We start from the raw sequence: 23,540 nt of genomic DNA, 5'->3' as shown, positions 1-23,540 counted from the left end.
GCTTGAAATAATTCGGTTTTCCAAACATGATCCCCCCATGAAAATAGAAACCGCACTCCCCTCACACTTCGAACGTCTGGTCGCGATCTGGGAATCCTCCGTCCGCGCCACCCATCATTTTTTGCAGGAAAGCGATATTGCGGCGCTGCGCCCGTTATTGCTTAACGCCTATCTGCCTAACCTCAAGGTCGTGATGGCCCGCGATGATGCAGGCGTTATTCACGGCTTTTTAGGCGTGGATGAAAACCGTATTGAAATGCTGTTTGTTGATGACGCGAGCCGGGGGAAGGGCGTCGGGAAATTTCTGCTGCAACACGCCATCGCAGCGTTCGGCGCGAACGAAGTGGACGTGAATGAGCAGAACCCGCAGGGCGTGGGATTTTATCGCCATATGGGGTTTGAGCAGGTCGGACGCTCGGAACTGGACGGGCAGGGGAATCCGTTTCCGCTGTTGCATATGCGGTTGGGTGGACAGGCTTAACGCCCTTGACCTGCTCCCCATTGATTAATACACAGTAATGCTGGCAATTTCTTCATCGACTTTGAGAGTAACTGCGAACTTCAGTTCCTCGCTCGTAGCGGACGTTTTCTGGTCCATCTCCGGTCAGACATAACCCAGGCAGGGTACGTGGTAAATCAACCGCGGGGCATTAGGGGTCTTTGCCTGTTGCCTGGAATGCGCAATAATTGGGCGTATAACGGCAGCGTAAAAGGGACACTATGCTTCATCACAGTCAGGCAATGTCACTGGACGACATCTACCTTGAGGACATTCCTCACATTATCCATCCGGACACTGCGGCAGGAGATCTCGCAGAAACTGCACTGCCCAACCGCATAATTCAGGAGTGGAATTTACCACAGGGCTACACCCGGTTTGTCAGCCGTTATCAACCGTTTCACTGGCAGCATCCGTGGATGGCATACCGTGACACTCTTGCCGACATCAAATCTGGGAAGCTCGTTCTGCTGAGAAAAGACATAACCGGGCATGCTATTTCGGGAGTGTTGACGACATCCGGTGACCTTCGCAATGATCTGCCGCTGTTCCTTCATACCCGGCTCAGCCATCTCCTGTCCCGGCAACTGAAACGCCCGGGATATCACGTTCGCCCGGCGGCACCTGCGCAACATGCTCAGGCTGCAAAAATCATCAACAGCAAAGCTGCTGGTCGCTTGTTGGCCGCGGGCGGGATCTATAATGGCAATATCGAGGGATTCCATCAGACCGCGCAGCAGCTCGGTGGCGATGCGCCAGCGGGTTACAATCAGGTTATGGACAATAAAGGGCTGGTTATTGCTGGCGCTTCTGTTGCTGCGGGTCTTGGCCTTGGCAGACTGGGGGCGGCGAGTGAGCTTAACAATCTCCATGTTCTGGGAAAAGTCGAGGGTGAATACTCGATGATAAAGCCCGGACCATTAAATGAGCGCTTTGCCGAAACATTCTCAGGCGGAGCTTACAAGGAAATAACATTGTCCCAGGACACCACATTTTTTAGAGGTGGTCAAAGCGGCACAGAGTTGGGTCGATTTTTCAGTTATGAACGACCTTTAGGAGTACTACAGACGCGTGTCGATAAAGCTGTGTTACCAAAATGGCCTGACGGTTCTGAATCTGTGATCGATAGTTTTTATGAGATAAAAATTCCTGCAGGATCGAAGGTATATGTCGGAGAGGTGGGCTACCAGTCTGATATTTTCCCTGGAGGTACTGAGCAAGTCGTAATCCCTGCGCCTTGGAATATTCCAGGCGTAGAGACGGTTAATTTTGGGGGATTGAAATGAAATCAGAAATACATACGTTACTTAATCAAATCATTGAATTACTTGTCTCTTGTGATGAAAGTGTTTGGTCAAAAAGACTAATTTATTATCGTGAGCACCTGGATTCTGATTATGACCAGGTCGTGTTAGGTATTAGGTCTATTTTCAGAGGGGCTGGTTCCTTTAACGACTTAATATTGCAAAATAACGGCAAAATGCTGCAAGCTGAAAACAATACCCTTAATGAGTTATCAGATAAGCTATACAGCTTAATAAAAGCAGAGATCTCAGAGCGTAATATCTGAAAGATTTCGCTGAAAATAACTGTCACAGGGCTGAATATCAGCCCTGTCCTGCTGCCCACCGGCAGTTACACGGAGTTAATCGTCGCGCTCAGCCTTGGATGACGCAGGCGTTATTCACGGCTTTTTAGGCATGGATGAAACCGCATTGAAATGCTGTTTGTGAATGATGCGAGCCGGGGGACCGGGATTAGCGCTTAGCCTGCTTATCCCATTTTAATAAGCCGACGATATCTTTCTCACCCTCGGCTTCTTTCAGCAGGCGCTGCTTTTTTTCAAACTCAATGTATTCTGAGCACGCCTTTTCATCAGCCACTTTCTTGCTGATCTTGCCTGCCCCTTCTAAAACGTCCGGTCGTTAAATTGCAAGAACTGCTCGAGTTTGGTTTGCCTGTCTCGTAATAAATCGTAAAGCTGAACTCACTAAACTGTGCTCTCCATACAATAAAATATCATATAAGAAATTGTGCAGTTATTTTTCAGAATTACATTACATTGAAACTACTCTTCTGGACCAAATTGTGGAGCAGCGCTATATGAATAAACCTAACAGGGCAAAAATTTTCATCTCTCATTCATCATTAGATAAACCGTTTGCAAAAATGTTATGTATGGACCTTGAAGCAAATGGGTATGCTCCTTGGTTGGATGAATGGGACATAAAAGTGGGGGAAAGTATTCCCGAGCTAATTTCAGACGGACTAGAAGAAGCTGATTTTGTAATTGTTATTCTTTCTGAAAATGTGGTTTCATCAAAATGGGTAGAAAGAGAATGGCAAACAAAATATTGGAATGAAATTCAACACAATTGTATTCATGTGCTTCCTTTACTTTTGAAAGATTGCAAAATACCTGAGTTGTTAAAAACAAAAAAATACGCAGATTTTAGAAATGATTTTAACAGTGGATTAAGGGACTTATTGGCAGCACTAGAAAGTTTGTATAAAAAGGAATGATTTTGGCGGAAGATCACAGGAGTCGAACCTGCCCGGGAACGCTGGCGTCCCCAACTGGATTTGAAGTCCAGCCACCTCACCGGAGATGACGATCTTCCGCGCCTCGATTGCTACATGGAGGCGGGGCGCATTATAGCTACTTTCAGGCATTTACCACATACCCCACACCACTTTTTTCACCTCTCTTTTGACCTGTACACCCCTGTTTCAGGTAATTCCTAAGAAAATCCTCATGTTAGCCCTTCTGCTTCCCAACATTTACCGCGATCACAAAAAACAAGAAACGTAATCTGCTAACCAGAAATCGCAATACCCGCCTTTGAAACAATGGTTTAAAACCAATGTAACCGGTCTCAGCGCCCCCTACAGCGTGAAGGATAAAAAAAGATGAGCGAAGTATTGTCAGTAAAAGAGAAGATTGGCTACGGCATGGGTGACGCCGCCAGCCACATCATTTTTGATAACGTTATGTTGTACATGATGTTTTTCTACACCGATATTTTCGGCATTCCCGCCGGGTTTGTCGGCACCATGTTCCTGCTGGCGCGCGCGCTGGATGCGATCTCCGACCCGTGCATGGGGCTGATCGCCGACCGCACCCGCAGCCGCTGGGGCAAGTTCCGTCCGTGGATTTTGTTTGGCGCCATCCCGTTCGGTATCGTCTGCGTGCTGGCCTATACCACGCCGGACCTCAGCCTCAACGGCAAAATGGTGTATGCCGCCATTACCTACACCCTGCTGACCCTGCTCTATACCGTGGTCAACATCCCCTACTGCGCGCTGGGCGGCGTGATCACCAATGACCCGACGCAGCGTATCTCCCTGCAGTCCTGGCGCTTTGTGCTGGCGACGGCGGGCGGCATGCTCTCTACGGTGCTGATGATGCCACTGGTGAACCTGATTGGCGGCGACGATAAGGCGTTCGGCTTCCAGGGCGGCATCGCCGTGCTGTCGGTGGTCGCGTTCCTGATGTTGGCGTTCTGCTTCTTTACCACCAAAGAGCGCATCCAGGTGCCGCCGAGCACCACCTCCATGCGGGAAGACCTGCGCGATATCTGGCAAAACGACCAGTGGCGCATCGTCGGCGTGCTGACCATCCTCAACATCCTCGCCGTCTGCGTGCGCGGCGGCGCGATGATGTACTACTGCACCTGGATCATGGGCTCGCCGGAAGTGTTCGTCGCGTTCCTCACCACCTACTGCGTTGGCAACCTGATCGGCTCCGCGCTGGCGAAACCGCTCACCGACTGGAAGTGCAAGGTCAGCATCTTCTGGTGGACCAACGCCGCGCTGGCGGTGGTCAGCGTGGCGATGTTCTTCGTGCCGATGCATGCCACCGTGCTGATGTTCGCCTTTATCTTCGTCATTGGCGTGCTGCACCAGCTGGTGACGCCGATTCAGTGGGTGATGATGTCAGATACCGTCGACTACGGCGAATGGACCAACGGCAAACGCCTGACCGGCATCAGCTTTGCGGGCACGCTGTTCGTGCTGAAGCTCGGTCTGGCGCTGGGCGGGGCGATGATCGGCTGGATGCTGGCAGGCGGAGGCTACGACGCGGCAGCTAAAACCCAGAACAGCGCGACCATCAGCATCATTATCGGCCTGTTTACCCTGGCCCCGGCGGTCTGCTACGTGCTGAGCGCCATTATCGCCAAACGCTACTACACGCTGAAAACGCCATTCCTGACCAAAATCCTGGGCGAGCTGGCGCAGGGCGCGCGCCGCAATCAGCAGGAGTTTGAAACCCTGCCGGTCAGCAAAGAATTACAGAGCTAAGAGGACGAGAGTATGAAAATCAGTGATGGAAACTGGCTTATTCAACCGGGCCTGAACGTGACGTATCCGGTTCAGGTGTTCGACGTGGAGCAGCAGGGCAATGACCTGGTGGTGTACGTGGCGCCGCGCGACGTGCGCGAACGCACCTGGCAGCTCGACACGTTGATGTTCACGGTGCGCCTGTTTGCCCCGCAGGAAGGGATTGTCGGGGTGCGCATTGAGCATTTCCAGGGCGCGCTGAACAACGGCCCGCACTATCCGCTGAACGTTCTGAAGGACGTGAAGGTAGAGATTGAAAACAACGCCGAGTTTGCCGAGCTGAAAAGCGGCAGCGTCAGCGTGCGCGTCACCAAAGGCGAGTTCTGGGCGCTGGATTTCCTGCGTAACGGCCAGCGCATTACCGGCAGCCAGCTGAAAAACAACGGCTACGTGCAGGATACCAACGCCGACCGCAATTACGTGTTCGAACGTCTGGATCTGGGCGTGGGGGAAACGGTCTACGGCCTCGGCGAGCGCTTTACCGCGCTGGTGCGCAACGGCCAGACGGTCGAAACCTGGAACCGCGACGGCGGCACCAGCACCGAGCAGTCCTACAAAAATATCCCGTTCTACCTGACCAATCGCGGCTACGGCGTGCTGGTGAATCATCCCGAGAACGTCTCGTTTGAAGTCGGCTCCGAGAAGGTCTCCAAAGTGCAGTTCAGCGTGGAAGGGGAATATCTCGAATACTTCGTGATCGACGGCCCGACGCCAAAAGAGGTATTAAACCGCTATACCCGTTTCACCGGGCGTCCGGCGCTGCCGCCTGCCTGGTCGTTCGGCCTGTGGCTCACCACCTCGTTCACCACCAACTACGACGAAGCGACGGTGAACAGCTTTATCGACGGCATGGCCGAGCGCGACCTGCCGCTGCACGTGTTCCACTTCGACTGCTTCTGGATGAAGGCCTTCCAGTGGTGCGATTTCGAGTGGGACCCGGTGACCTTCCCGGATCCGGAAGGCATGATCCGCCGCCTGAAAGAGAAGGGGCTGAAGGTCTGCGTGTGGATTAACCCGTACATCGGCCAGAAATCCCCGATCTTCCAGGAGCTGAAAGCGAAGGGCTACCTGCTCAAGCGCCCGGACGGCACCCTGTGGCAGTGGGACAAATGGCAGCCGGGGCTGGCGATTTATGACTTTACCAACCCGGACGCGTGCCGGTGGTATGCCGACAAGCTGAAAGGCCTGGTGGAGATCGGCGTCGACTGCTTCAAGACCGACTTCGGCGAGCGTATCCCGACGGACGTGCAGTGGTTTGACGGGGCCGATCCGCAGAAGATGCACAACCACTACGCCTACATCTATAACGAGCTGGTGTGGAACGTGCTGAAAGAGACGGTGGGGGAGGAAGAGGCGGTGCTGTTTGCCCGCTCCGCGTCCGTCGGTGCGCAGCAGTTTCCGGTGCACTGGGGCGGCGACTGCTACGCCAACTATGAATCGATGGCCGAGAGCCTGCGCGGCGGGCTGTCGATTGGCCTTTCCGGCTTCGGGTTCTGGAGCCACGATATCGGCGGCTTCGAAAACACCGCCCCGGCGCACGTCTACAAACGCTGGTGCGCGTTCGGGCTGTTCTCCAGCCACAGCCGCCTGCACGGCAGTAAATCCTACCGCGTGCCGTGGGCCTACGATGACGAGTCCTGCGACGTGGTGCGCCACTTCACGCAGCTGAAGTGTCAGCTGATGCCGTACCTGTACCGTCAGGCGGCGCTGGCCCGCGAGTTCGGTACGCCGATGCTGCGGGCGATGATGCTGGAGTTCCCGGACGATCCGGCGTGCGATTACCTCGATCGTCAGTACATGCTGGGGGATGCAATGATGGTGGCACCGGTGTTCTCCGAGGCGGGCGACGTGCAGTTCTACCTGCCGGAAGGCCGCTGGACGCACCTGTGGCTTAACGACCAAATTCAGGGCAGCCGCTGGCATAAGCAGCAGCACGATTTCATGAGCCTGCCGGTCTACGTGCGCGACAACACGCTGCTGGCGCTGGGCAGCAACAACCAGAAGCCGGACTACGCGTGGAATGAGGGGACGGCCTTCCAGCTGTTTAACCTGGACGATGGCGCAACGGCGGTGAGCGAAGTGCCTGCGGCGGACGGCGCGGTGGCGTTTACGCTGAAGGCATCGCGTCAGGGCGATATCGTGACCTTTACCGGCGCGGGAGACGCGAAAAACTGGTCGGTGTGCTTGCGCAACGTGCAGAAGGTGAATGGCGTGAAAGGCGGCTCACACGCAGGCAGCGAGTGGGGCGTGTTGGTGCAAGCGGAGGGGAATGAGGTGGTGGTTCACCTTTAATTCCCCTCTCCCCAGAGGGGCGAGGGAATGGTTTGCTCCCTCTCCCTTTCAGGGAGAGGGCTGGGGTGAGGGCGGTGTTGAAACTACACCGCCCGCCATCGTCTGCTGCACCTGCTGTTTATCCATATTCACCGCGTTCAGCTTGCCGTTCACCGTTGGCTTCAGTGGCGCATTGGCCTGCACGCTGCCGCTGGCGGTGAGCTGAATATTGCCGTCGCCCGCAATCGGCAGCGCAGGCCAGCCCCACTGCTGCAGTACGTTGAGCGGCACGCCGCGCCCGTTCAGGCTCACCGTAGTCTGCCGCTGCGGAAGCTGAGAAACCGTCGCCGTTGCTTCCAGAATACCTTTCTCGGTAAACGCGCTCAGGTCGGTAATGTTCACCGTGGCGGCGTTGGCATTCAGCGCCAGCGACGGACGGCGCACGTCCACGCGGTTGAAGGTCGCCGCCGCGCCGTTCAGGGTTGCGCTGCCGCCCCAGACGCCCCACTGGCGATCTTTCACCAGCTGCAGGTTTGCGCCATAACCGTCCAGAGAGGTGATCTGCCACGGGAAGGCGGGATCGATGTCGATCACCAGGTTGCGGCTCAGGCCGAATTTTTGCAGCGTGACGCTGTTCAGCCATTCCGGCAGAGGCTCCATCCACAGCGTCTTCCAGTTCTGCGGCAGGGTGTATTCCAGCCCGGCGATGGCGACATCGTCCAGCACCAGCGCTTTACCGTCGCGCAGCCAGTTACCGGAGGTGCGTATCATGCCGCCTTCCCAGCGGGAGGTGAACTGACGCAGCGCCATGCCCTGCGGGGAAAACTCCGCATTCAGGATCGGGTCAAACAGATGCAGCGAGCCGTAGATAAACTCGCTGGCGTTCATCGACAGGCGGCCTTCCTGGCTCTGCCAGTCGCCTTTGCTGAGAGTCAGGTTGCGCAGGCTTAAATCGAGATCGGTCACCGCCCAGTCCGGGCCCTGAAGCCGGGCGTCGGTCACGTCCAGACGACCAATCTGCAGAGAGGGGATAGTGGCCAACGGCGCGAAGAACGCGGTCAGCATTTTATCGCTCTGCAGGCGGATTTCGTTCAGGCGCATGGTGTCGATAATCCAGCTCCCGTCGGCGTTGCGCAGGGCGGAGCCGGTGAGTGAGCCGCGGGCCATATCGGCACCAATCGTGTTCAGCACCACCTCCTTGCCGTTAAGCTGGCCCTCGATCAGCACGTTGGTGGCCGGTACGCCGTTCAGAGTCAGCGAGCCTGCGCTCATCTGGATCTGCGCGTGATTACCCAGCACGTTGCCCGCTTCCGGCTGCCATGGGCTGACGCCGCCCGTCACCTTCTGCGCGCTCAGATCCCATTCGGTATTCGGGCTGTTAAAGGCCATGTTGTTCAGCTGCAGACGATCGGCCTGGAAAGGCAGCGGCGCGGTCTGTGGGGAGAGATTAAGCGTGCCGTCGAACAGGGTGATGGTGTCCACGTGCAGCGGATCGGTTATCTGGCGGCTACTCAGGCCGATATCCACTTTTTTGGCAACCAGGGTGGCGGGTTTTCCGTCCCGACCGAAGGTGACGTTTTCCAGAATGAGGTGGGAAGGCGACGAAAAGCGGTGATTCATCTTGTCGAAACTGAGTTCGTAGTCGGTATTCACCGTTACCCAGCTGCTGACCTGAGCCGCACCCCAGCGGGTCTGGAGCAGAATATAGAGCGCCAGCATCACAATGAGCAGGGCTACCAGAAGATAGACGAGTAGCTTTCCAATAAATTTCATGGTCTTCCATCCCGCAAAACGCACATAAGGGAGTTATGCACGATTTATGCGCAATCCTCAAGGCGGGAATGGTGTAATTAGATGTCACGGCAGGCATTGACTGCCTGCCGTGAGAGAAATCAATTTTTCTCAGGCGGGAAAACGAGGTTCAGCACGATAGCGGTGATACCGCCTGCGGCAATGCCGGAAGAGAGCAGGTTTTTCACCCAGTCAGGTGCAAACTGCAGGATCAGCGGCTGCTGGGAAACGCCCAGACCGACGGCCAACGACAGAGCGATAATCATGATCGCGCGGCGGTTCAGCGGCTCGCGGGAGACAATACGCACGCCGGAGGCCGCGATCGTCCCGAACATCACCAGCGTTGCGCCGCCCAGCACCGGCTCAGGGATGTGCTGCACAAAGCCGCTTACCGCCGGGAACAGGCCGAGGACGATCAGCATCAGCGCCACCACGAAGCCAACGTAGCGGCTGGCCACGCCGGTCAGCTGGATCACGCCGTTGTTCTGACCGAAGCAGGAGTTCGGGAAGGTGTTGAATACCGCAGAGACAAACGAGTTCAGGCCGTTCGCCAGCACGCCGCCTTTCAGGCGCTTCATGTACAGCGGGCCGGACACCGGCTGCTCGGAGACGTCGGAGGTGGCGGTGATATCACCGATGGTCTCCAGCGAGGTGATCATAAAGACCAGCATCAGCGGCAGGAGCAGACCCCAGTCAATGCCCAGACCGTAGTACAGCGGTGTAGGAACGGTGATCAGCGCGCTGTTGGTCGGCGCGGTGTTCTCCGGCAGCATGCCCAGCGCCCACGCCAGCAGGTAACCCGCCGCCATGGCGATCACCAGCGAGGCCACGCGCAGGTAAGGGTTACGCTGACGGTTAAGCAGAATAATGATCGCCAGCACGACGCCCGCCAGCAGCAGGTTTTTCGGCGCGCCGAAGGTGTGGTCGCTCATTGCGGCATAGCCGCCGCCGATGGAGGTAAGGCCCACCTGAATCAGCGACAGGCCGATAATCATCACGACGACGCCGGAAACCAGCGGGGTGATAACGCGGCGAGCCAGATGCAGAACGCGGGAGATCACCATCTCCGTACAGCTGGCCAGCATCAGCGTGCCGAACAGCGCCGCCATCATGGTCGGGACATCCGCACCGCCGGTTTTCAGCGCCGTACCGCCCATGATAAGCGGTGCCACGAAGTTAAAGCTGGTGCCCTGAATCGACAATAATCCCGACCCCACCGGCCCCCATGCTTTAATTTGAATAATCGAGGCCACGCCGGAGGCAAAAAGAGACATGCTGATAATGTGCTGCGTGTCCTGCGCCGGTAAACCGAGCGCCTGGCAAATCAGCAGCGCCGGGGTGATCACCGCAACAAACATCGCCAGAAGATGCTGGCAGGCGGCGAACAGCGTTTGCGGCAGCGGCGGGCGGTCTTCAAGGCGGTAAATCAGTTCGCTATTTTGCTTCTGCGCAATCGGTTGCGCATCAGGCGACTCTATGGTGTTAACGGACATCGGCGGCAATCCCACGGTGGAAAAGCGGGCATTTTATCTGACCACCTGGTAAAAGCAAACGATTGCCAGCAAAAAAAGGGAAGAAAATCTGCCGCTGTGAGCAGGTTTTCTACAACGTATCGGGAAAAAAAATTACACTTTTTCGCGCCGGGAGCTCATGAAGAGCGCAAACCGGCCCAGGATAACGCCGCGTGTGTATGGAACACGCGCAAAACAGGAGCCTTCTATGATTCATCTCGATACGTTGTCGACCCTTGTTGCCGCAACGCTGGTCTTACTGCTTGGTCGTAAGCTGGTACATAGCGTTCCCCTTCTGAAGAAATACACCATTCCTGAACCTGTCGCCGGTGGTCTGCTGGTGGCGCTGGCCCTGCTGGTGCTGAAAAAAAGCATGGGCTGGGAAATCGATTTTGATATGTCCCTGAAAGACCCGCTGATGCTGGCCTTCTTTGCCACCATCGGCCTGAATGCCAACCTGGCGAGCCTGCGGGCGGGCGGTAAGGTGCTCGGTGTATTTTTGATTGTGGTGGTGGGGCTGCTGCTGATGCAAAACGCCATTGGTATCGGGATGGCGTCGCTGCTGGGACTGGATCCGCTGATGGGGCTGCTGGCGGGGTCGATTACCCTGTCAGGCGGCCACGGTACCGGGGCCGCGTGGAGCAAGTTGTTTATCGAGCGCTACGGGTTTGAAAACGCGACGGAAGTGGCGATGGCCTGCGCGACCTTTGGTCTGGTGCTGGGTGGCCTGATTGGCGGCCCGGTGGCGCGCTATCTGGTGAAGCACTCCACCACGCCGGACGGCAGGCCGGACGATGAGCTGGTGCCGACCGCGTTTGAAAAGCCTGACGTCGGGCGCAGCATTACCTCGCTGGTGCTGATTGAAACCATCGCGACGATCGCCATCTGCCTGACCGTGGGCAAAGTGGTTGCGCAATGGCTGGCGGGCTCAGCGTTTGAACTGCCGACGTTTGTCTGCGTGCTGTTTATCGGGGTGATCCTGAGCAACGGCCTGGCGCTGATGGGCTTCTACCGCGTGTTTGAACGGGCGGTATCGGTGCTCGGCAACGTCTGCCTGTCACTGTTCCTGGCGATGGCGCTGATGAGCCTCAAGCTGTGGGAGCTGGCCTCGCTGGCGCTGCCGATGGTGGCGATTCTGGCGGTACAGGCGCTGTTTATGGCGCTGTATGCCATGTTCGTGACCTGGCGCATGATGGGTAAAAACTACGATGCGGCGGTGCTGGCGGCGGGTCACTGCGGGTTTGGTCTGGGGGCTACCCCAACGGCTATCGCCAACATGCAGGCGATCACCGAACGCTTCGGGCCTTCGCACATGGCGTTTCTTGTGGTCCCAATGGTCGGGGCGTTCTTTATTGATATCGTCAACGCGCTGGTGATTAAGCTGTACCTGATGCTGCCGATGTTTGCCTGAATCAGGCGTTGGAATAGCGTTCGGTTTCCGGCATCCAGCGCTCAATTAACGCTGCCGCCTGTTCGGGGTAGCGTTCATGAATATGGCGTGCCAGGCGCTGAACCTCGGGGATCATGGCCTGATCGCGCAGCAAATCCGCCACTTTGAATTCCGCGTTCCCCGTCTGACGCGTGCCCAGCAGCTCGCCAGGGCCGCGGATCTCCAGGTCTTTTTGCGCAATCACAAAACCGTCGTTGCTGTCGCGCAGCACCTGCAACCGCATCTGGGCTGTTTTTGAGAGCGGGGCTTTGTAGAGCAGGACGCAGTGGGACGCTACCGCGCCACGGCCAACGCGCCCGCGCAGCTGGTGGAGTTGGGCAAGGCCCAGGCGCTCCGGGTTTTCGATGATCATCAGGCTGGAGTTCGGGACGTCCACGCCCACTTCAATGACCGTCGTGGCGACCAGCAAATGCAGCTCGCCCTGCTTAAACGACTGCATCACCGCCTGTTTTTCGGCAGGCTTCATGCGTCCATGAACCAGGCCCACGTTCAGCTCCGGCAGCGCCAGCTTAAGCTCTTCCCACGTGGCTTCGGCAGCCTGCGCTTCCAGCAGTTCCGACTCTTCTATCAGCGTACAAACCCAGTAGGCCTGACGCCCTTCGTGGGTGCAGGCGTTGCGTACGCGGTCGATGATATCACTGCGGCGCGTGTCAGGAATGGCGACCGTTGTGACCGGCGTACGGCCCGGCGGCAGTTCGTCGATGGTGGAGGTATCCAGATCGGCGTAGGCCGTCATCGCCAGGGTGCGCGGGATCGGCGTAGCGGTCATGATCAGCTGATGCGGGTGGAAGCCCTGCTGCAGGCCTTTCTCCCATAATGCCAGACGCTGGTGCACGCCGAAGCGGTGCTGCTCGTCGATAATCACCAGCGCAAGGCCGTTAAACTGCACCTGCTCCTGGAAGATGGCGTGCGTGCCGACAATCATCTGCACCTGCCCGCTGGCAATAGCCTCCTGTTGCGCAAGGCGCGCTTTGCCTTTTTGCTTCCCGGCAAGCCAGCCCACTTCAATGCCCAGCGGCGCGAACCAGGCGCGGAAATTGTTGGCGTGCTGTTCCGCCAGCAGTTCGGTCGGTGCCATCAGCGCGACCTGCTTGCCGTGGGCAATCGCACGCAGGGCGGCCAGCGCGGCAACCAGCGTTTTGCCGGAACCCACGTCGCCCTGCACCAGGCGCATCATCGGCACGTCGAGCGCCATATCGCGTTCGATTTCGGCGGTGACGCGCGCCTGCGCGCCGGTGGGCTTAAACGGCAGCGAGGCCAGCAGCTTATCTTTGAGTTCATCATTCTGGCTTAAGGGCTGGGCGTGGAAACGCTGCGCGCCGGCGCGGAGCGCCAGCATGCTCAGGTTATGGGCCAGTAATTCCTCAAGGATAAGACGCTGTTGAGCGGGGTGTTTGCCGCTTTCTAAGTCGCTGAGCTGCAGCGTTGGCGGCGGGCGGTGCAGGGTGCGCAGCGCCTCGGGCAGGCTCATCATGCCCTGCGCCAGCTCGGGTGGCAGCAGCTCGGTAATGGCGCAGGTATCCAGCAGCTCCAGCGCCTGATCGGTGAGCTTACGCAGCGTCGCCTGCTTGATTCCTTCGGTCGTCGGGTAAACCGGGGTGAGCGTCTCCTGCAGCTCCGGCGTGCTGAGATCGCCCTGCACGCGGTACTCCGGGTGGATCATCTCTGCGCCGTATTTCCCGCGTTTGGCTTCGCCATAGGCCAGCACCCTGCGGCCCGTCGCCAGGCTGTTTTTCATCGCCGCGCTGAAGTTGAAAAAACGCATGGTGAGAATGCCGGTGCCGTCGCTGATCTGGCAGGTCATCATCCGGCGCCCGCCGAAGGTGATGTTGCAGTTCAGGACTTCGCCTTCAACGGTGGCGTAAATGGCAGGAAGGAGATCGCCAATCTTGTATAGCTGGGTGCGGTCTTCGTAACGCAGGGGGAGGTGAAGCAGGAGATCCTGCACCGTGTGCAGGCCAATTTTTGCCAGCTTATTGCTTTGCGCCGCGCCCACGCCCACGCCCGTCAGGCTGTTAAGCGGGATGGCATCCAGCAGGCGGCCTTTCATCGCTTACCCGGCGTACTGCATGGTGGCCCACCACTCGGCATCGGCTTCAATTTCGCCCTGCGCGTTGACGTGGGGATAAGGCAATTTTTTCTGCTTCGCAACGCGAGCCAGCACCGGATAGCCACCTTCAAACAGCAGGCGCTGCTGTTCCTCTTCCGGCAGCATGCTGTTGCTGCGCTCGTACATCCCGGCGTTCTGACGCTGGCGCTGCGCTTCATACAGAATGAGCGCGGACGCCACGGAGACGTTAAGAGACTGGACCATGCCGATCATCGGAATGATGATGTCCCGATCCGCCAGATCCAGCGCTTCCTGGGTGATCCCGGTTTTCTCCTGACCCATCAAAATGCAGGTCGGGCGGGTGTAGTCGATCTCGCGGAAATCTACGGCTTTAGCGGACAGGTTAGTGGCCAGGATCTGCATCCCGCGCCCTTTCAGGTGCGATACGGCTTCGCCAATGGTGTGATGATTTTTAACAGACACCCAGCTGTTGCTGCCTGCTGCCGCCGAGACCGTATTGCGCATACGGCCATCCGGCCAGACGGCGTGCACTTCATGCACACCGACGGCATCGGCGGTACGAACGATAGCAGAGACGTTATGAGGTTTATGCACCTGCTCCATGCAGACCGTCAGGTCAGGCTGACGCCTGGCGAGCATTTCGCAGATACGTGCATAACGTTGTGAATTCATAAACCTAGTTTCGGTTTCGGGTGACTTTAATCACGTCCGGCATGACGCGGATCTTGCGCATAATATTCGCCAGATGTACGCGGTCGCGAGCGGTCAGACGAATAAAGGCGCTATACACGCGGCCATCTTTTTCTTCCGTGTTCAGGCTCTGAATATTGGAAGAGGCCGTGTTGATCGCTGCCGTCAGGTTCGCCAGGGCACCCTGGTGGTTGAACATATCCACCTTAATTTCGGTGATAAATTCCTGCGCGGTCTCTTTATCCCACTCGACCGCCATAAACTTCTCGGCTTCTTTCTGATAGCCGCGAATGTTACGACAGGATTCGTGGTGGATAACCAGCCCTTTGCCTGGGCTGACGTGCGCAATAATCGGATCGCCAGGAATTGGACGACAGCATTTTGCGAAGGTGATCAGCACCCCGTCCGCGCCTTTAATCGGCAGGTGGCCGTGGCTTTGCGTCGTTGCAGGCACCGCTGTTGTATCGCCTTGCTGCAGGTTCTTCGCCACCACCACGCTCATGGCGTTGCCGAGGCCAATCTCTGCCAGCAGGTCGTCAAGCGACGTAAGCTTCATGCGCTCCAGCTCACGCTGGACGTTCTCCTGCGGAATTTCAGCCAGCTTACGGCTGCCGCCCAACGCGTGGTTGAGCAGACGACGCCCCAGGCTGACGGAATCATCACGCTTGAGGTTTTTCAGCAACTGGCGAATTTTGGCACGTGCTTTGGAGCTCACGACAAAGTTCAGCCAGGCCGCGTTCGGACGTGCACCCGGCGCGGTAATAATTTCTACCGTCTGGCCGCTGGAGAGCGGCTGAGACAGCGGATAAGGCTGTCTGTCGACGCGCGCGCCGACGCAGGCATGCCCGATATCGGTATGCACGGCGTAAGCGAAGTCGACCGGCGTTGCGCCCGCAGGCAGTTCGACAATGCGACCTTCTGGGGTGAAAACGTAAATCTCATCCGGGAAGAGATCGGATTTAACGCTCTCGATAAATTCAAACGAGCTGCCCGCACTCTGCTGAAGCTCCAGCAGGCTCTGCATCCAGCGCTGGGCGCGGATTTGTGCGGTCGTGCTGCTTTCGCCACCGTGCTCTTTATACGCCCAGTGTGCGGCAACCCCCATCTCTGCCATCTGGTCCATGTCTTCGGTGCGGATCTGCACCTCAACAGGCACGCCGTGCGGACCAATCATCGAGGTGTGCAAAGATTGATAGCCGTTCGCTTTTGGAATGGCGATGTAATCTTTCATGCGCCCCGGACGCGGTTTGTAGAGGCTGTGCATCTGCCCCAGCACGCGATAGCAGGTGTCCGAGTCATGGACAATGACGCGGAAGGCGTAGATATCCATGATCGAGTGAAAACGCTGCTCTTTGAGCACCATTTTGCAGTAGATGGAGTACAGGTGTTTCTCGCGACCGCTGACGCGGCACGGGATCCCCGCTTCCTGTAAACGCCCTTCGATTTCAGAGAGGATCTTTTGAATCATCTCTTTACGGTTGCCGCGTGCGGCTTTCACCACCTCTTTAATCACGCGATAGCGGTTCGGGTACAACGCTTCAAAACCCAGTTCTTCCAGCTCGGTTTTAATGTGATGAATACCTAAACGGTGCGCCAGCGGACTGTAGATTTCGAGGGTTTCACGGGCAATGCGGCGACGTTTATCCGGGCGAAGTGAGCCCAGCGTGCGCATGTTGTGGGTACGGTCAGCGAGTTTGATGAGAATGACGCGGATATCCTGCACCATCGCCATAATCATCTTGCGGAAGTTTTCGGCTTGCGCCTCTTTCTTGTCGCGGAAATTCAGCTTATCAAGCTTAGAGACCCCTTCCACCAGTTCGGCAACGCTTTTGCCAAACAGCTGTTCCATGTCCTGGTAAGTGGCAGGGGTATCTTCGATCACGTCGTGCAGTAGAGCGGCCATCAGCGTTTCGTAGTCGAGTTTCATCTCGGCCAGAATACAGGCCACCGCTACCGGGTGCGTGATATAGGGTTCACCGCTTGAACGTGTCTGGCCCTCGTGAGCGTCACGTGCAACGAGATACGCCTGCTGAAGACGCTTAATCTGGTCTTCAGGCAGGTAGGTTTGAATCAGTTGATTCAGGCTTTCAAACAGATACAAGGGCGACCCGCAGGTTTAATTAACGACGACCTTCAGCAATAGCGGTTACGGCCTGCAGTTCTGCGGCTTCCTGCTCTTGCTGCTCCTGGCGCTCACGCACGTCGAGGATCTGGTTGTTGATCAGACCTTCTTCGATTTCGCGAAGTGCAATAACGGTGGTTTTATCGTTTTCTTCCGGTACCAGCGGATCTTTACCGCCTACCTGCATCTGACGAGCGCGACGCGCGGCGACCAGCACCAGGTCAAAACGGTTACCAATTTTCTCTACAGCGTCCTGAACAGTTACGCGTGCCATACTTAAAATGCTCCACAGGTGAAGAAATGACTGGGCATGATACTGAAAGTGGGTTCAGTCTGCCAACAGTTTGGTGATTAATGCGTCATGTCGCTGCTTCTGGCGGCTCATACGCAGACGTTCTGCACGAAGAATGGTTTTGAGATCGCTCAATGCGGCATCAAAATCATCATTCACAATAAGGTAATCATATTCCGCGTAATGGCTCATTTCTGCAACAGCCTGTTCCATACGCTTTGCGATCACTTCTTCGCTGTCCTGACCGCGGCCACGCAGACGGCGATCCAGCTCATCTTTCGATGGCGGTAAAATAAAGATACTGCGCGAGTCAGGCATTTTCTTGCGAATTTGCTGTGCGCCCTGCCAGTCGATATCCAGGAACACATTCACGCCCGTGGCCAGAACCTGCTCAATGGTTTCACGCGAAGTACCGTAGTAATTACCAAATACTTCAGCGTGTTCAAGAAACGCGTCTCTGCCGATCATCGCTCTGAATTCGTCGTGATCCACAAAGAAATAGTGTTCACCGTGCACTTCACCCGGACGCGGCTGGCGCGTGGTGTGAGAAACAGAAACCTGTGTGTCGTACAACGGTTGGGTTTTTAACAGTGCCTGAATAAGGCTGGATTTACCCGCGCCACTAGGGGCAGAAACAATATAAAGCGTGCCTTGAGCCATGAGAGTCTTTTGTATGTGTTAACGAAGAAGTCCTACATACGGGCTTATTATACACGTCACCGCCGTGTGACGTAGCCTTTGTCACACTTTTTCCCCTCGATTATTGAATTTTGCGTGCCGTTTTCAGGTTTTATCTGTGGTTTTCAGCAACCAAAAGAAATACTGGATAGCGTCTCGCAATGCGAAACGTTGCCGTTAGCGTTGTTTCAGGCATCCGGGTATACCTCCTGCAACGCAAAGGAGGGGTAGCGATGTGGCGATGGATAAGCGGGTTAATGCTGTTGTGGTGCGGTTATGGCGCGGCGATGTGTCCGGTGTGGTCGCAGGCAAAAGCAGAGAAAGAGATGGCGTCGTTAAGCGCGCAAATCAAACGCTGGGATGAGGCTTACTGGAAGCAGGGCGTGAGCGAGATCAACGACGAGGTTTACGACCAGCTTCACGGGCGTTTAACGCAGTGGCAGCGCTGTTTTGGCAGTGAGCCTTCAGAAGAGAAACTCCCCGCGCTGACGGGGAGCGTAAAACATCCTGTTGCCCACACGGGCGTGCATAAGGTGGCCAGCAAAGAGGAACTGAGACAGTGGATGCGTGCGCGGCAACATCTGTGGCTGCAGCCGAAAGTTGACGGTGTGGCGGTGACGCTGGTCTATCGTGACGGGAAGTTAACCCAGGCCATCAGTCGTGGTGATGGCCTGAAAGGGGAAGACTGGACCGGGAAGGTGCGTTTAGTCCCGTCTGTTCCGCAAAAGCTCACCGGCAAGCTGGCGAACAGCGTCTTACAGGGCGAACTCTTCTGGTTGCGCGACAACCACATTCAGCAGCAGATGGGCGGAATGAACGCTCGTGCAAAGGTGGCGGGGGCGATGATGCGGCAAAAGGATAACTCGCTATTGAGCAAGATCGGCGTATTCATCTGGGCCTGGCCGGACGGACCGAAAGATATGCAGACCTCTTTAGCTGAACTGTCTCAGGCTGGTTTTACGCTGTCGGCACGGTATACGCTTCCCGCCGAATCTGTTGATGGCGTCGAGAAACAGCGCGCGGCCTGGCACGTAACCGCATTACCCTTTGCCACGGATGGCATTGTGGTGCGTTCGGAGGATGAACCTGCTGGCGAAGATTGGTTACCGGGAGAAGGCAACTGGGTCGTTGCGTGGAAATATGCGCCTACAGCCCAGGTTGCTGAGGTGAGTCATATTCATTTTTCCGTGGGGCGAACGGGCAAAATTTCCGTTGTAGCCGCGCTGGAACCCGTGCAACTGGATGATAAACAGGTGCAGCGGGTGAGCCTGGGCTCGGTTGGGCGCTGGCAGATACTGGATATTGCCCCGGGGGATCAGATACAGATCAGCCTGGCCGGGCAGGGTATCCCCCGGTTTGATAAAGTGCTCTGGCGCGGGACGGACAGACATAAACCAGAGCCTCCGGCCTCGCGTTATCATTCGCTTAGCTGTTTCTACGCTTCCCCGGAGTGTATGGAGCAGTTCTTTGCCCGGCTGACCTGGCTCAGTTCAAAGCAGGTGCTTGATATTGAAGGATTAGGCGAGTCAGGCTGGCGTACCCTCTGGCAGGCGCATCATTTTGAACATCTCTTTTCATGGCTGTTATTAACTCAGGCGCAGCTGCAGTCTACACCGGGGTTTTCCTCAGCACGCGGGCTGGCGCTCTGGCACCGATTTAATCTGGTGCGCGAGAAGCCGTTTATCCGCTGGCTCATGGCGTTGGGTGTGCCAATGACGCAGGCTTCGCTGAAGGCGATGGGAGACATATCGTGGCAGAAGATGAGCGGGCGCAACGCAAAGGACTGGCAGGCCCTGCCGGGAACGGGAGAAGAAAAAGCGCGACAAATCGTTAACTGGATGCACGTGCCTCAGATTGATGTGCTGGCGAAATGGCTCGCTGAACAGCACATCAACGGGTTCTGAAACTAGTGTGCGCTGTGTTTGTAATGAAAAACGGGCAGCCCGAGCTTCAGACGCAGCGCCAGCATGCGGGCCGTAAAGCCAAACAGTAGCGTCGAGATGACCACCACATCATGGTTAGAAACGTAATGCTGCAGGGCGATATAAAGCACCGCTGCCGCAAAGGAGATGCCGGCATACAGTTCTTTTTGAAAGACCAGAGGAATGCGCTTGCAGAACATATCGCGCAGCACACCGCCGAATACGCCCGTGACCACGGCGGCAATGGTGGCGATAACCGGTCCTTCCCCCATATCGAGCGCGATTTGCGCACCGATGATCGAAAAGACGATCAGCCCCAGCGCATCAAGCACCAGGAACAGGCGGCGAAGATGGGGCATAACGGGCGCCACGATGGTGGTTAACACGGCAGCAGTCGCCACAATAATCACGTATTCAGGGTGTTTAACCCAGCCGAGCGGGTAATGGCCAAGCAGGATATCGCGCACGGAACCACCGCCAAGCGCGGTCGCGGTAGCAATAATGATTACGCCGAAGGTGTCCATACGGCGACGTCCGGCGGCAAGCGCGCCGGTCATGGCTTCTGCGGTGATGCCAATGAGATAAAGGATGTGAAGCAGCATAGACCCTCCGGTGTGAACGCGGGGAGGTTAGCGATTTGTGCGCAAGATCACGATTGAGATTTTCTAAGGCGAGTCAGGTTGCCCTATAAAATTTTATTAATTTATCTTGAGCAGGCTTGGTGATAGGCGGTAAAACGTAAAAACGGATGTTGATATGGATTAGAAAAAATAATGGGTGGTGCAGTCGACACCACCCGAAAGGCATTACTCGATGTTCTGAATCTGCTCGCGCATCTGCTCAATCAGCACTTTCAACTCAATCGCTGAATTCGTCACTTCAGCATTGATCGACTTAGACGCCAGGGTGTTCGACTCACGGTTGAACTCCTGCATCATAAAGTCCAGACGGCGACCCACCGCTTCCTTCTTCTTCAGAATGTTGTAGGTCTCTTTAACGTGCGCTTCCAGACGGTCCAGCTCTTCAGCGACATCGATACGCTGCGCCATCAGCACCAGCTCTTGTTCCAGACGGGTGTTTTCCAGCTGAACTTCCGCTTCTTCCAGTTTGGCGACAAGGCGTTCGCGCTGCCACTGCAGCACTTCCGGCATATGGGCGCGGACTTTCGCCACTTCGGTGCTCACGCCTTCAAGGCGCTGCTCAATCATCGCTTTCAGCGCCTGACCTTCGGTTTCGCGGGCAACGATAAAGTCGTCGAGCGTGCCGTCGAGGGCTGCCAGGATTTCAGCGGCAATGGCATCCAGATCCTGCTCACCGGCGGCCATGACGCCAGGCCAGCGCAGAATATCAACCGGGTTGATTTCACCTTCATCGCTCTGCATTTTGACCCAGTTCGCCGCATTCACGAGCTGTTTCGCCAGTTTTTCGTTGAGGATCAGCTCGCCCTGTGCGCTGGCATCAGGCTCAAAGCGCAGGTTACATTCCACTTTACCGCGCGTCAGACGCGTACGAATACGCTCGCGTACAACAGGCTCAAGGCTGCGGAACTGCTCCGGCATACGGAAATACGTTTCCAGGTAACGCTGGTTTACCGAGCGCATTTCCCATGTGGCGCTACCCCAGCTACCCTTGATTTCACGCCGGGCGTAGGCGGTCATACTGCGGATCATAGACATTCCCGTTTTTAAAGGAGAGATGGGGGGATTATAGCTTTCGGGGGCTTCTCAGGATAGGAATAAGCGTCCTTTATCCGTATAATGCGCAGCCACATTCGTTTCAAGCCGGAGAATCCATCATGCGTCCATCAGGTCGTAGCGCCAACCAGGTGCGTCCCGTCATCCTGACCCGTAACTATACAAAACACGCAGAAGGCTCCGTGCTGGTTGAGTTTGGTGACACTAAAGTGCTGTGCACTGCCTCCATCGAAGAAGGCGTTCCGCGCTTCCTGAAAGGTCAGGGGCAGGGCTGGATCACCGCAGAATACGGCATGCTGCCGCGTGCGACCCATACCCGTAATGCCCGTGAAGCGGCAAAGGGTAAGCAGGGCGGTCGTACCATGGAGATTCAGCGTCTGATCGCGCGCGCGCTTCGCGCTGCCGTTGACCTGAAAATCCTTGGCGAATTCACCATCACTCTCGATTGCGACGTAATTCAGGCAGACGGCGGTACGCGTACCGCATCCATTACCGGTGCCTGCGTGGCGCTGGCGGACGCTCTGAACAAGCTGGTTGCGGCCGGCAAGCTGAAAACCAACCCAATGAAAGGCATGGTTGCGGCGGTTTCTGTCGGTATCGTTAACGGCGAAGCGCTTTGCGATCTGGAATACGTTGAAGATTCCGCAGCCGAAACCGACATGAACGTGGTGATGACCGAAGACGGTCGCATCATTGAAGTACAGGGTACGGCGGAAGGCGAGCCGTTCACCCACGAAGAACTTCTCTCTCTCCTGGCGTTGGCCCGAGGGGGAATCGAATCTATTGTAACGACGCAGAAAGCGGCGTTAGAAAATTGATTTTAAAGGCGACCAATGAGTCGCCTTTTTTTTGCCTGTAAGACAGAAAAACCAAAGGAGCAAATCCATGAAATCGTATCAGCGCCAGTTTATTGAGTTTGCGCTCAACAAGCAGGTACTCAAGTTTGGCGAATTTACGCTGAAATCCGGGCGTAAGAGTCCCTATTTCTTCAACGCCGGGCTGTTTAATACCGGGCGCGATCTGGCATTGTTAGGCCGTTTCTATGCCGAAGCGCTGGTGGATTCCGGGATTGATTTTGACCTGCTGTTTGGCCCGGCCTATAAAGGCATTCCGATTGCGACCACCACCGCGGTGGCGCTGGCGGAACACCATGACCGTGACGTGCCGTACTGCTTTAACCGCAAAGAGGCTAAAACCCACGGTGAAGGCGGGAATCTGGTTGGCAGCCCGCTGCAGGGCCGCGTGATGCTGGTGGACGACGTGATCACCGCGGGTACGGCGATCCGCGAATCAATGGAGATCATTCAGGCCAACGGTGCGACGCTTGCTGGCGTGCTGATTTCTCTGGATCGTCAGGAACGTGGTCGCGGGGAAATTTCCGCTATTCAGGAAGTCGAGCGCGATTACAGCTGCAAAGTGACGTCGATTATCACTCTGAAAGACCTGATTGCGTATCTGGAAGAGAAGCCTGAGATGGCGGACCATCTGGCGGCGGTACGTGCGTACCGGGAAGCGTTCGGGGTGTAGTTAAATTGCCCGGTGGCGCTACGCTTAACGGGCCTGCGCATTTCGTAGGCCCGTTAAGGCGAAGCCGCCACCCGGCAACGGTGTTACTGCAACTGAGCAGCCACTAACGGCCAGCGGGCGTCAAAATCGTCCGTTGGACAGTATTTGAACTCGCTGCGCACAAAGCGAGAGAGCATCCCTTCACAAAACGCCAGAATCTGGCTCGCCAGCAGCGTTTCATCAATGCTGTAACCTTCGCCTTCACGCATTTTCTTTTCGCGCAGTACCTGGCGCAGCTGAGCTTCAATGCGTTCGAAAAGCTGGTTAATGCGGCCCTGCAGTCTGTCCTGCTCAAACATCAGCGCGTGGCCGGTGAGGATACGAGTTAAGCCCGGATTGCGTTCACCGAAGCCCAGGATTAACAGCACAATCAGACGCAGACGCGCTGTGGTGTCTTTTTCGTCTTTCAGAATCAGGTTGATGCGCGTGATCAGGCTGTCTTCAATAAACTCGATCAGGCTGTCGAACATCCGGGTCTTGCTCGGAAAATGACGGTACAGCGCCGCCTCAGACACGCCCACAGAGGCGGCCAGTTTAGCGGTGGTGATGCGTTGACTGCCATCGCTGGATTCAAGCATCAGAGCCAGAGATTGAAGTATTTCTTCGCGACGATTCCTTTTCGCGGTTTGTTTTTCTGCCATG

General features: G+C 56.4%; 20 protein-coding genes, 1 tRNA gene and 1 pseudogene. 10 read left to right on the top strand and 12 right to left on the bottom strand.

What is annotated here, in order from left to right; translation table 11 throughout:
- Positions 1-37: 37 nt before the first annotated feature.
- The 3 genes from AC0TN7_RS05705 to AC0TN7_RS05695 all read left to right on the top strand — a co-directional run bounded on the left by AC0TN7_RS05705 (position 38) and on the right by AC0TN7_RS05695 (position 2,069).
- A complete protein-coding gene (locus tag AC0TN7_RS05705; protein ID WP_024906652.1) occupies positions 38-481 on the top strand; it encodes an acetyltransferase in 444 nt (147 codons plus the stop codon).
- A gap of 239 nt (positions 482-720) precedes the next feature.
- Positions 721-1,785 (top strand): hypothetical protein, encoded by a 1,065-nt coding sequence (locus AC0TN7_RS05700; protein WP_048992786.1) that lies wholly within the window; start codon positions 721-723, stop codon positions 1,783-1,785.
- Positions 1,782-2,069, top strand: coding sequence for a DUF6966 domain-containing protein (locus AC0TN7_RS05695; protein ID WP_061716225.1), 288 nt, complete (start codon positions 1,782-1,784; stop codon positions 2,067-2,069). Before AC0TN7_RS05700 ends, AC0TN7_RS05695 begins: the two co-directional genes overlap by 4 nt.
- Positions 2,070-2,256: 187 nt before the next feature.
- On the opposite strand, the pseudogene rhuM reads toward AC0TN7_RS05695, so the two are convergent.
- A pseudogene (rhuM, locus tag AC0TN7_RS05690) lies at positions 2,257-2,468 on the bottom strand (RhuM family protein); the annotation flags it as partial.
- A gap of 134 nt (positions 2,469-2,602) precedes the next feature.
- Here rhuM and AC0TN7_RS05685 point away from each other — a divergent pair.
- Complete coding sequence (locus tag AC0TN7_RS05685; RefSeq protein WP_267215363.1) at positions 2,603-3,022, top strand: toll/interleukin-1 receptor domain-containing protein; 420 nt, start codon at positions 2,603-2,605, stop codon at positions 3,020-3,022.
- A gap of 3 nt (positions 3,023-3,025) precedes the next feature.
- Here the strand turns inward: AC0TN7_RS05685 and AC0TN7_RS05680 are convergent.
- A tRNA-Sec gene (locus AC0TN7_RS05680) sits at positions 3,026-3,120 on the bottom strand.
- Between the two features lie 289 nt (positions 3,121-3,409).
- Here AC0TN7_RS05680 and AC0TN7_RS05675 point away from each other — a divergent pair.
- Complete coding sequence (locus AC0TN7_RS05675) at positions 3,410-4,801, top strand: glycoside-pentoside-hexuronide family transporter (RefSeq protein ID WP_090420348.1); 1,392 nt, start codon at positions 3,410-3,412, stop codon at positions 4,799-4,801.
- Positions 4,802-4,813: 12 nt separating this feature from the next.
- Positions 4,814-7,132, top strand: a complete 2,319-nt coding sequence (gene yicI / locus AC0TN7_RS05670) for an alpha-xylosidase (RefSeq protein WP_473701914.1) — start codon at positions 4,814-4,816, stop codon at positions 7,130-7,132.
- Positions 7,133-7,180: 48 nt separating this feature from the next.
- Here the strand turns inward: yicI and AC0TN7_RS05665 are convergent, their stop codons facing one another.
- Entirely contained in the window at positions 7,181-8,884 is a 1,704-nt protein-coding gene (locus AC0TN7_RS05665) for an AsmA family protein (RefSeq protein WP_473701913.1), read from the bottom strand.
- A gap of 119 nt (positions 8,885-9,003) precedes the next feature.
- Positions 9,004-10,395: a xanthine/proton symporter XanP gene (gene xanP, locus AC0TN7_RS05660; RefSeq protein WP_014881972.1), complete on the bottom strand. Its 1,392-nt coding sequence runs from the start codon at positions 10,393-10,395 to the stop codon at positions 9,004-9,006.
- Between the two features lie 226 nt (positions 10,396-10,621).
- On the opposite strand from xanP, the gene gltS reads away from it, so the two are divergent.
- Entirely contained in the window at positions 10,622-11,824 is a 1,203-nt protein-coding gene (gene gltS, locus AC0TN7_RS05655; protein ID WP_024906646.1) for a sodium/glutamate symporter, read from the top strand.
- 1 nt (position 11,825) lies between these two features.
- Here the strand turns inward: gltS and recG are convergent, their stop codons facing one another.
- From recG to gmk, 5 genes are read right to left on the bottom strand one after another with little or no spacing between them, the layout of a single operon-like run.
- Positions 11,826-13,913 (bottom strand): ATP-dependent DNA helicase RecG, encoded by a 2,088-nt coding sequence (gene recG, locus AC0TN7_RS05650; RefSeq protein WP_473701912.1) that lies wholly within the window; start codon positions 13,911-13,913, stop codon positions 11,826-11,828.
- Between the two features lie 3 nt (positions 13,914-13,916).
- Positions 13,917-14,606 (bottom strand): tRNA (guanosine(18)-2'-O)-methyltransferase TrmH, encoded by a 690-nt coding sequence (trmH, locus tag AC0TN7_RS05645; RefSeq protein ID WP_024906644.1) that lies wholly within the window; start codon positions 14,604-14,606, stop codon positions 13,917-13,919.
- Between the two features lie 4 nt (positions 14,607-14,610).
- Entirely contained in the window at positions 14,611-16,725 is a 2,115-nt protein-coding gene (gene spoT / locus AC0TN7_RS05640) for a bifunctional GTP diphosphokinase/guanosine-3',5'-bis pyrophosphate 3'-pyrophosphohydrolase (protein ID WP_024906643.1), read from the bottom strand.
- Positions 16,726-16,744: 19 nt separating this feature from the next.
- A complete protein-coding gene (rpoZ, locus tag AC0TN7_RS05635) occupies positions 16,745-17,020 on the bottom strand; it encodes a DNA-directed RNA polymerase subunit omega (RefSeq protein ID WP_000135058.1) in 276 nt (91 codons plus the stop codon).
- 54 nt (positions 17,021-17,074) lie between these two features.
- Positions 17,075-17,698: a guanylate kinase gene (gene gmk / locus AC0TN7_RS05630; RefSeq protein ID WP_008502674.1), complete on the bottom strand. Its 624-nt coding sequence runs from the start codon at positions 17,696-17,698 to the stop codon at positions 17,075-17,077.
- A gap of 251 nt (positions 17,699-17,949) precedes the next feature.
- On the opposite strand from gmk, the gene ligB reads away from it, so the two are divergent.
- Positions 17,950-19,620, top strand: a complete 1,671-nt coding sequence (gene ligB / locus AC0TN7_RS05625; RefSeq protein WP_473701911.1) for an NAD-dependent DNA ligase LigB — start codon at positions 17,950-17,952, stop codon at positions 19,618-19,620.
- Positions 19,621-19,622: 2 nt separating this feature from the next.
- On the opposite strand, the gene AC0TN7_RS05620 is transcribed toward ligB, so the two are convergent.
- Positions 19,623-20,240 (bottom strand): trimeric intracellular cation channel family protein, encoded by a 618-nt coding sequence (locus AC0TN7_RS05620; RefSeq protein WP_023334014.1) that lies wholly within the window; start codon positions 20,238-20,240, stop codon positions 19,623-19,625.
- A 204-nt stretch (positions 20,241-20,444) separates the two neighbouring features.
- Positions 20,445-21,308: a YicC/YloC family endoribonuclease gene (locus tag AC0TN7_RS05615; RefSeq protein ID WP_090420358.1), complete on the bottom strand. Its 864-nt coding sequence runs from the start codon at positions 21,306-21,308 to the stop codon at positions 20,445-20,447.
- 125 nt (positions 21,309-21,433) lie between these two features.
- Between AC0TN7_RS05615 and rph the strand changes: the two genes are divergently transcribed.
- A complete protein-coding gene (gene rph / locus AC0TN7_RS05610) occupies positions 21,434-22,150 on the top strand; it encodes a ribonuclease PH (protein WP_024906632.1) in 717 nt (238 codons plus the stop codon).
- A 67-nt stretch (positions 22,151-22,217) separates the two neighbouring features.
- Positions 22,218-22,859, top strand: a complete 642-nt coding sequence (gene pyrE / locus AC0TN7_RS05605; RefSeq protein ID WP_024906631.1) for an orotate phosphoribosyltransferase — start codon at positions 22,218-22,220, stop codon at positions 22,857-22,859.
- Between the two features lie 83 nt (positions 22,860-22,942).
- Here the strand turns inward: pyrE and slmA are convergent, their stop codons facing one another.
- Positions 22,943-23,539, bottom strand: coding sequence for a nucleoid occlusion factor SlmA (slmA, locus tag AC0TN7_RS05600; RefSeq protein WP_024906630.1), 597 nt, complete (start codon positions 23,537-23,539; stop codon positions 22,943-22,945).
- Between the last annotated feature and the right edge of the window lies 1 nt (position 23,540).

It is taken from the genome of Enterobacter sp. PL_is511, assembly GCF_055816065.1.
Note: the sequence above shows the minus strand (reverse complement) of the source record. Positions and strands in the feature narration are given on the sequence as shown.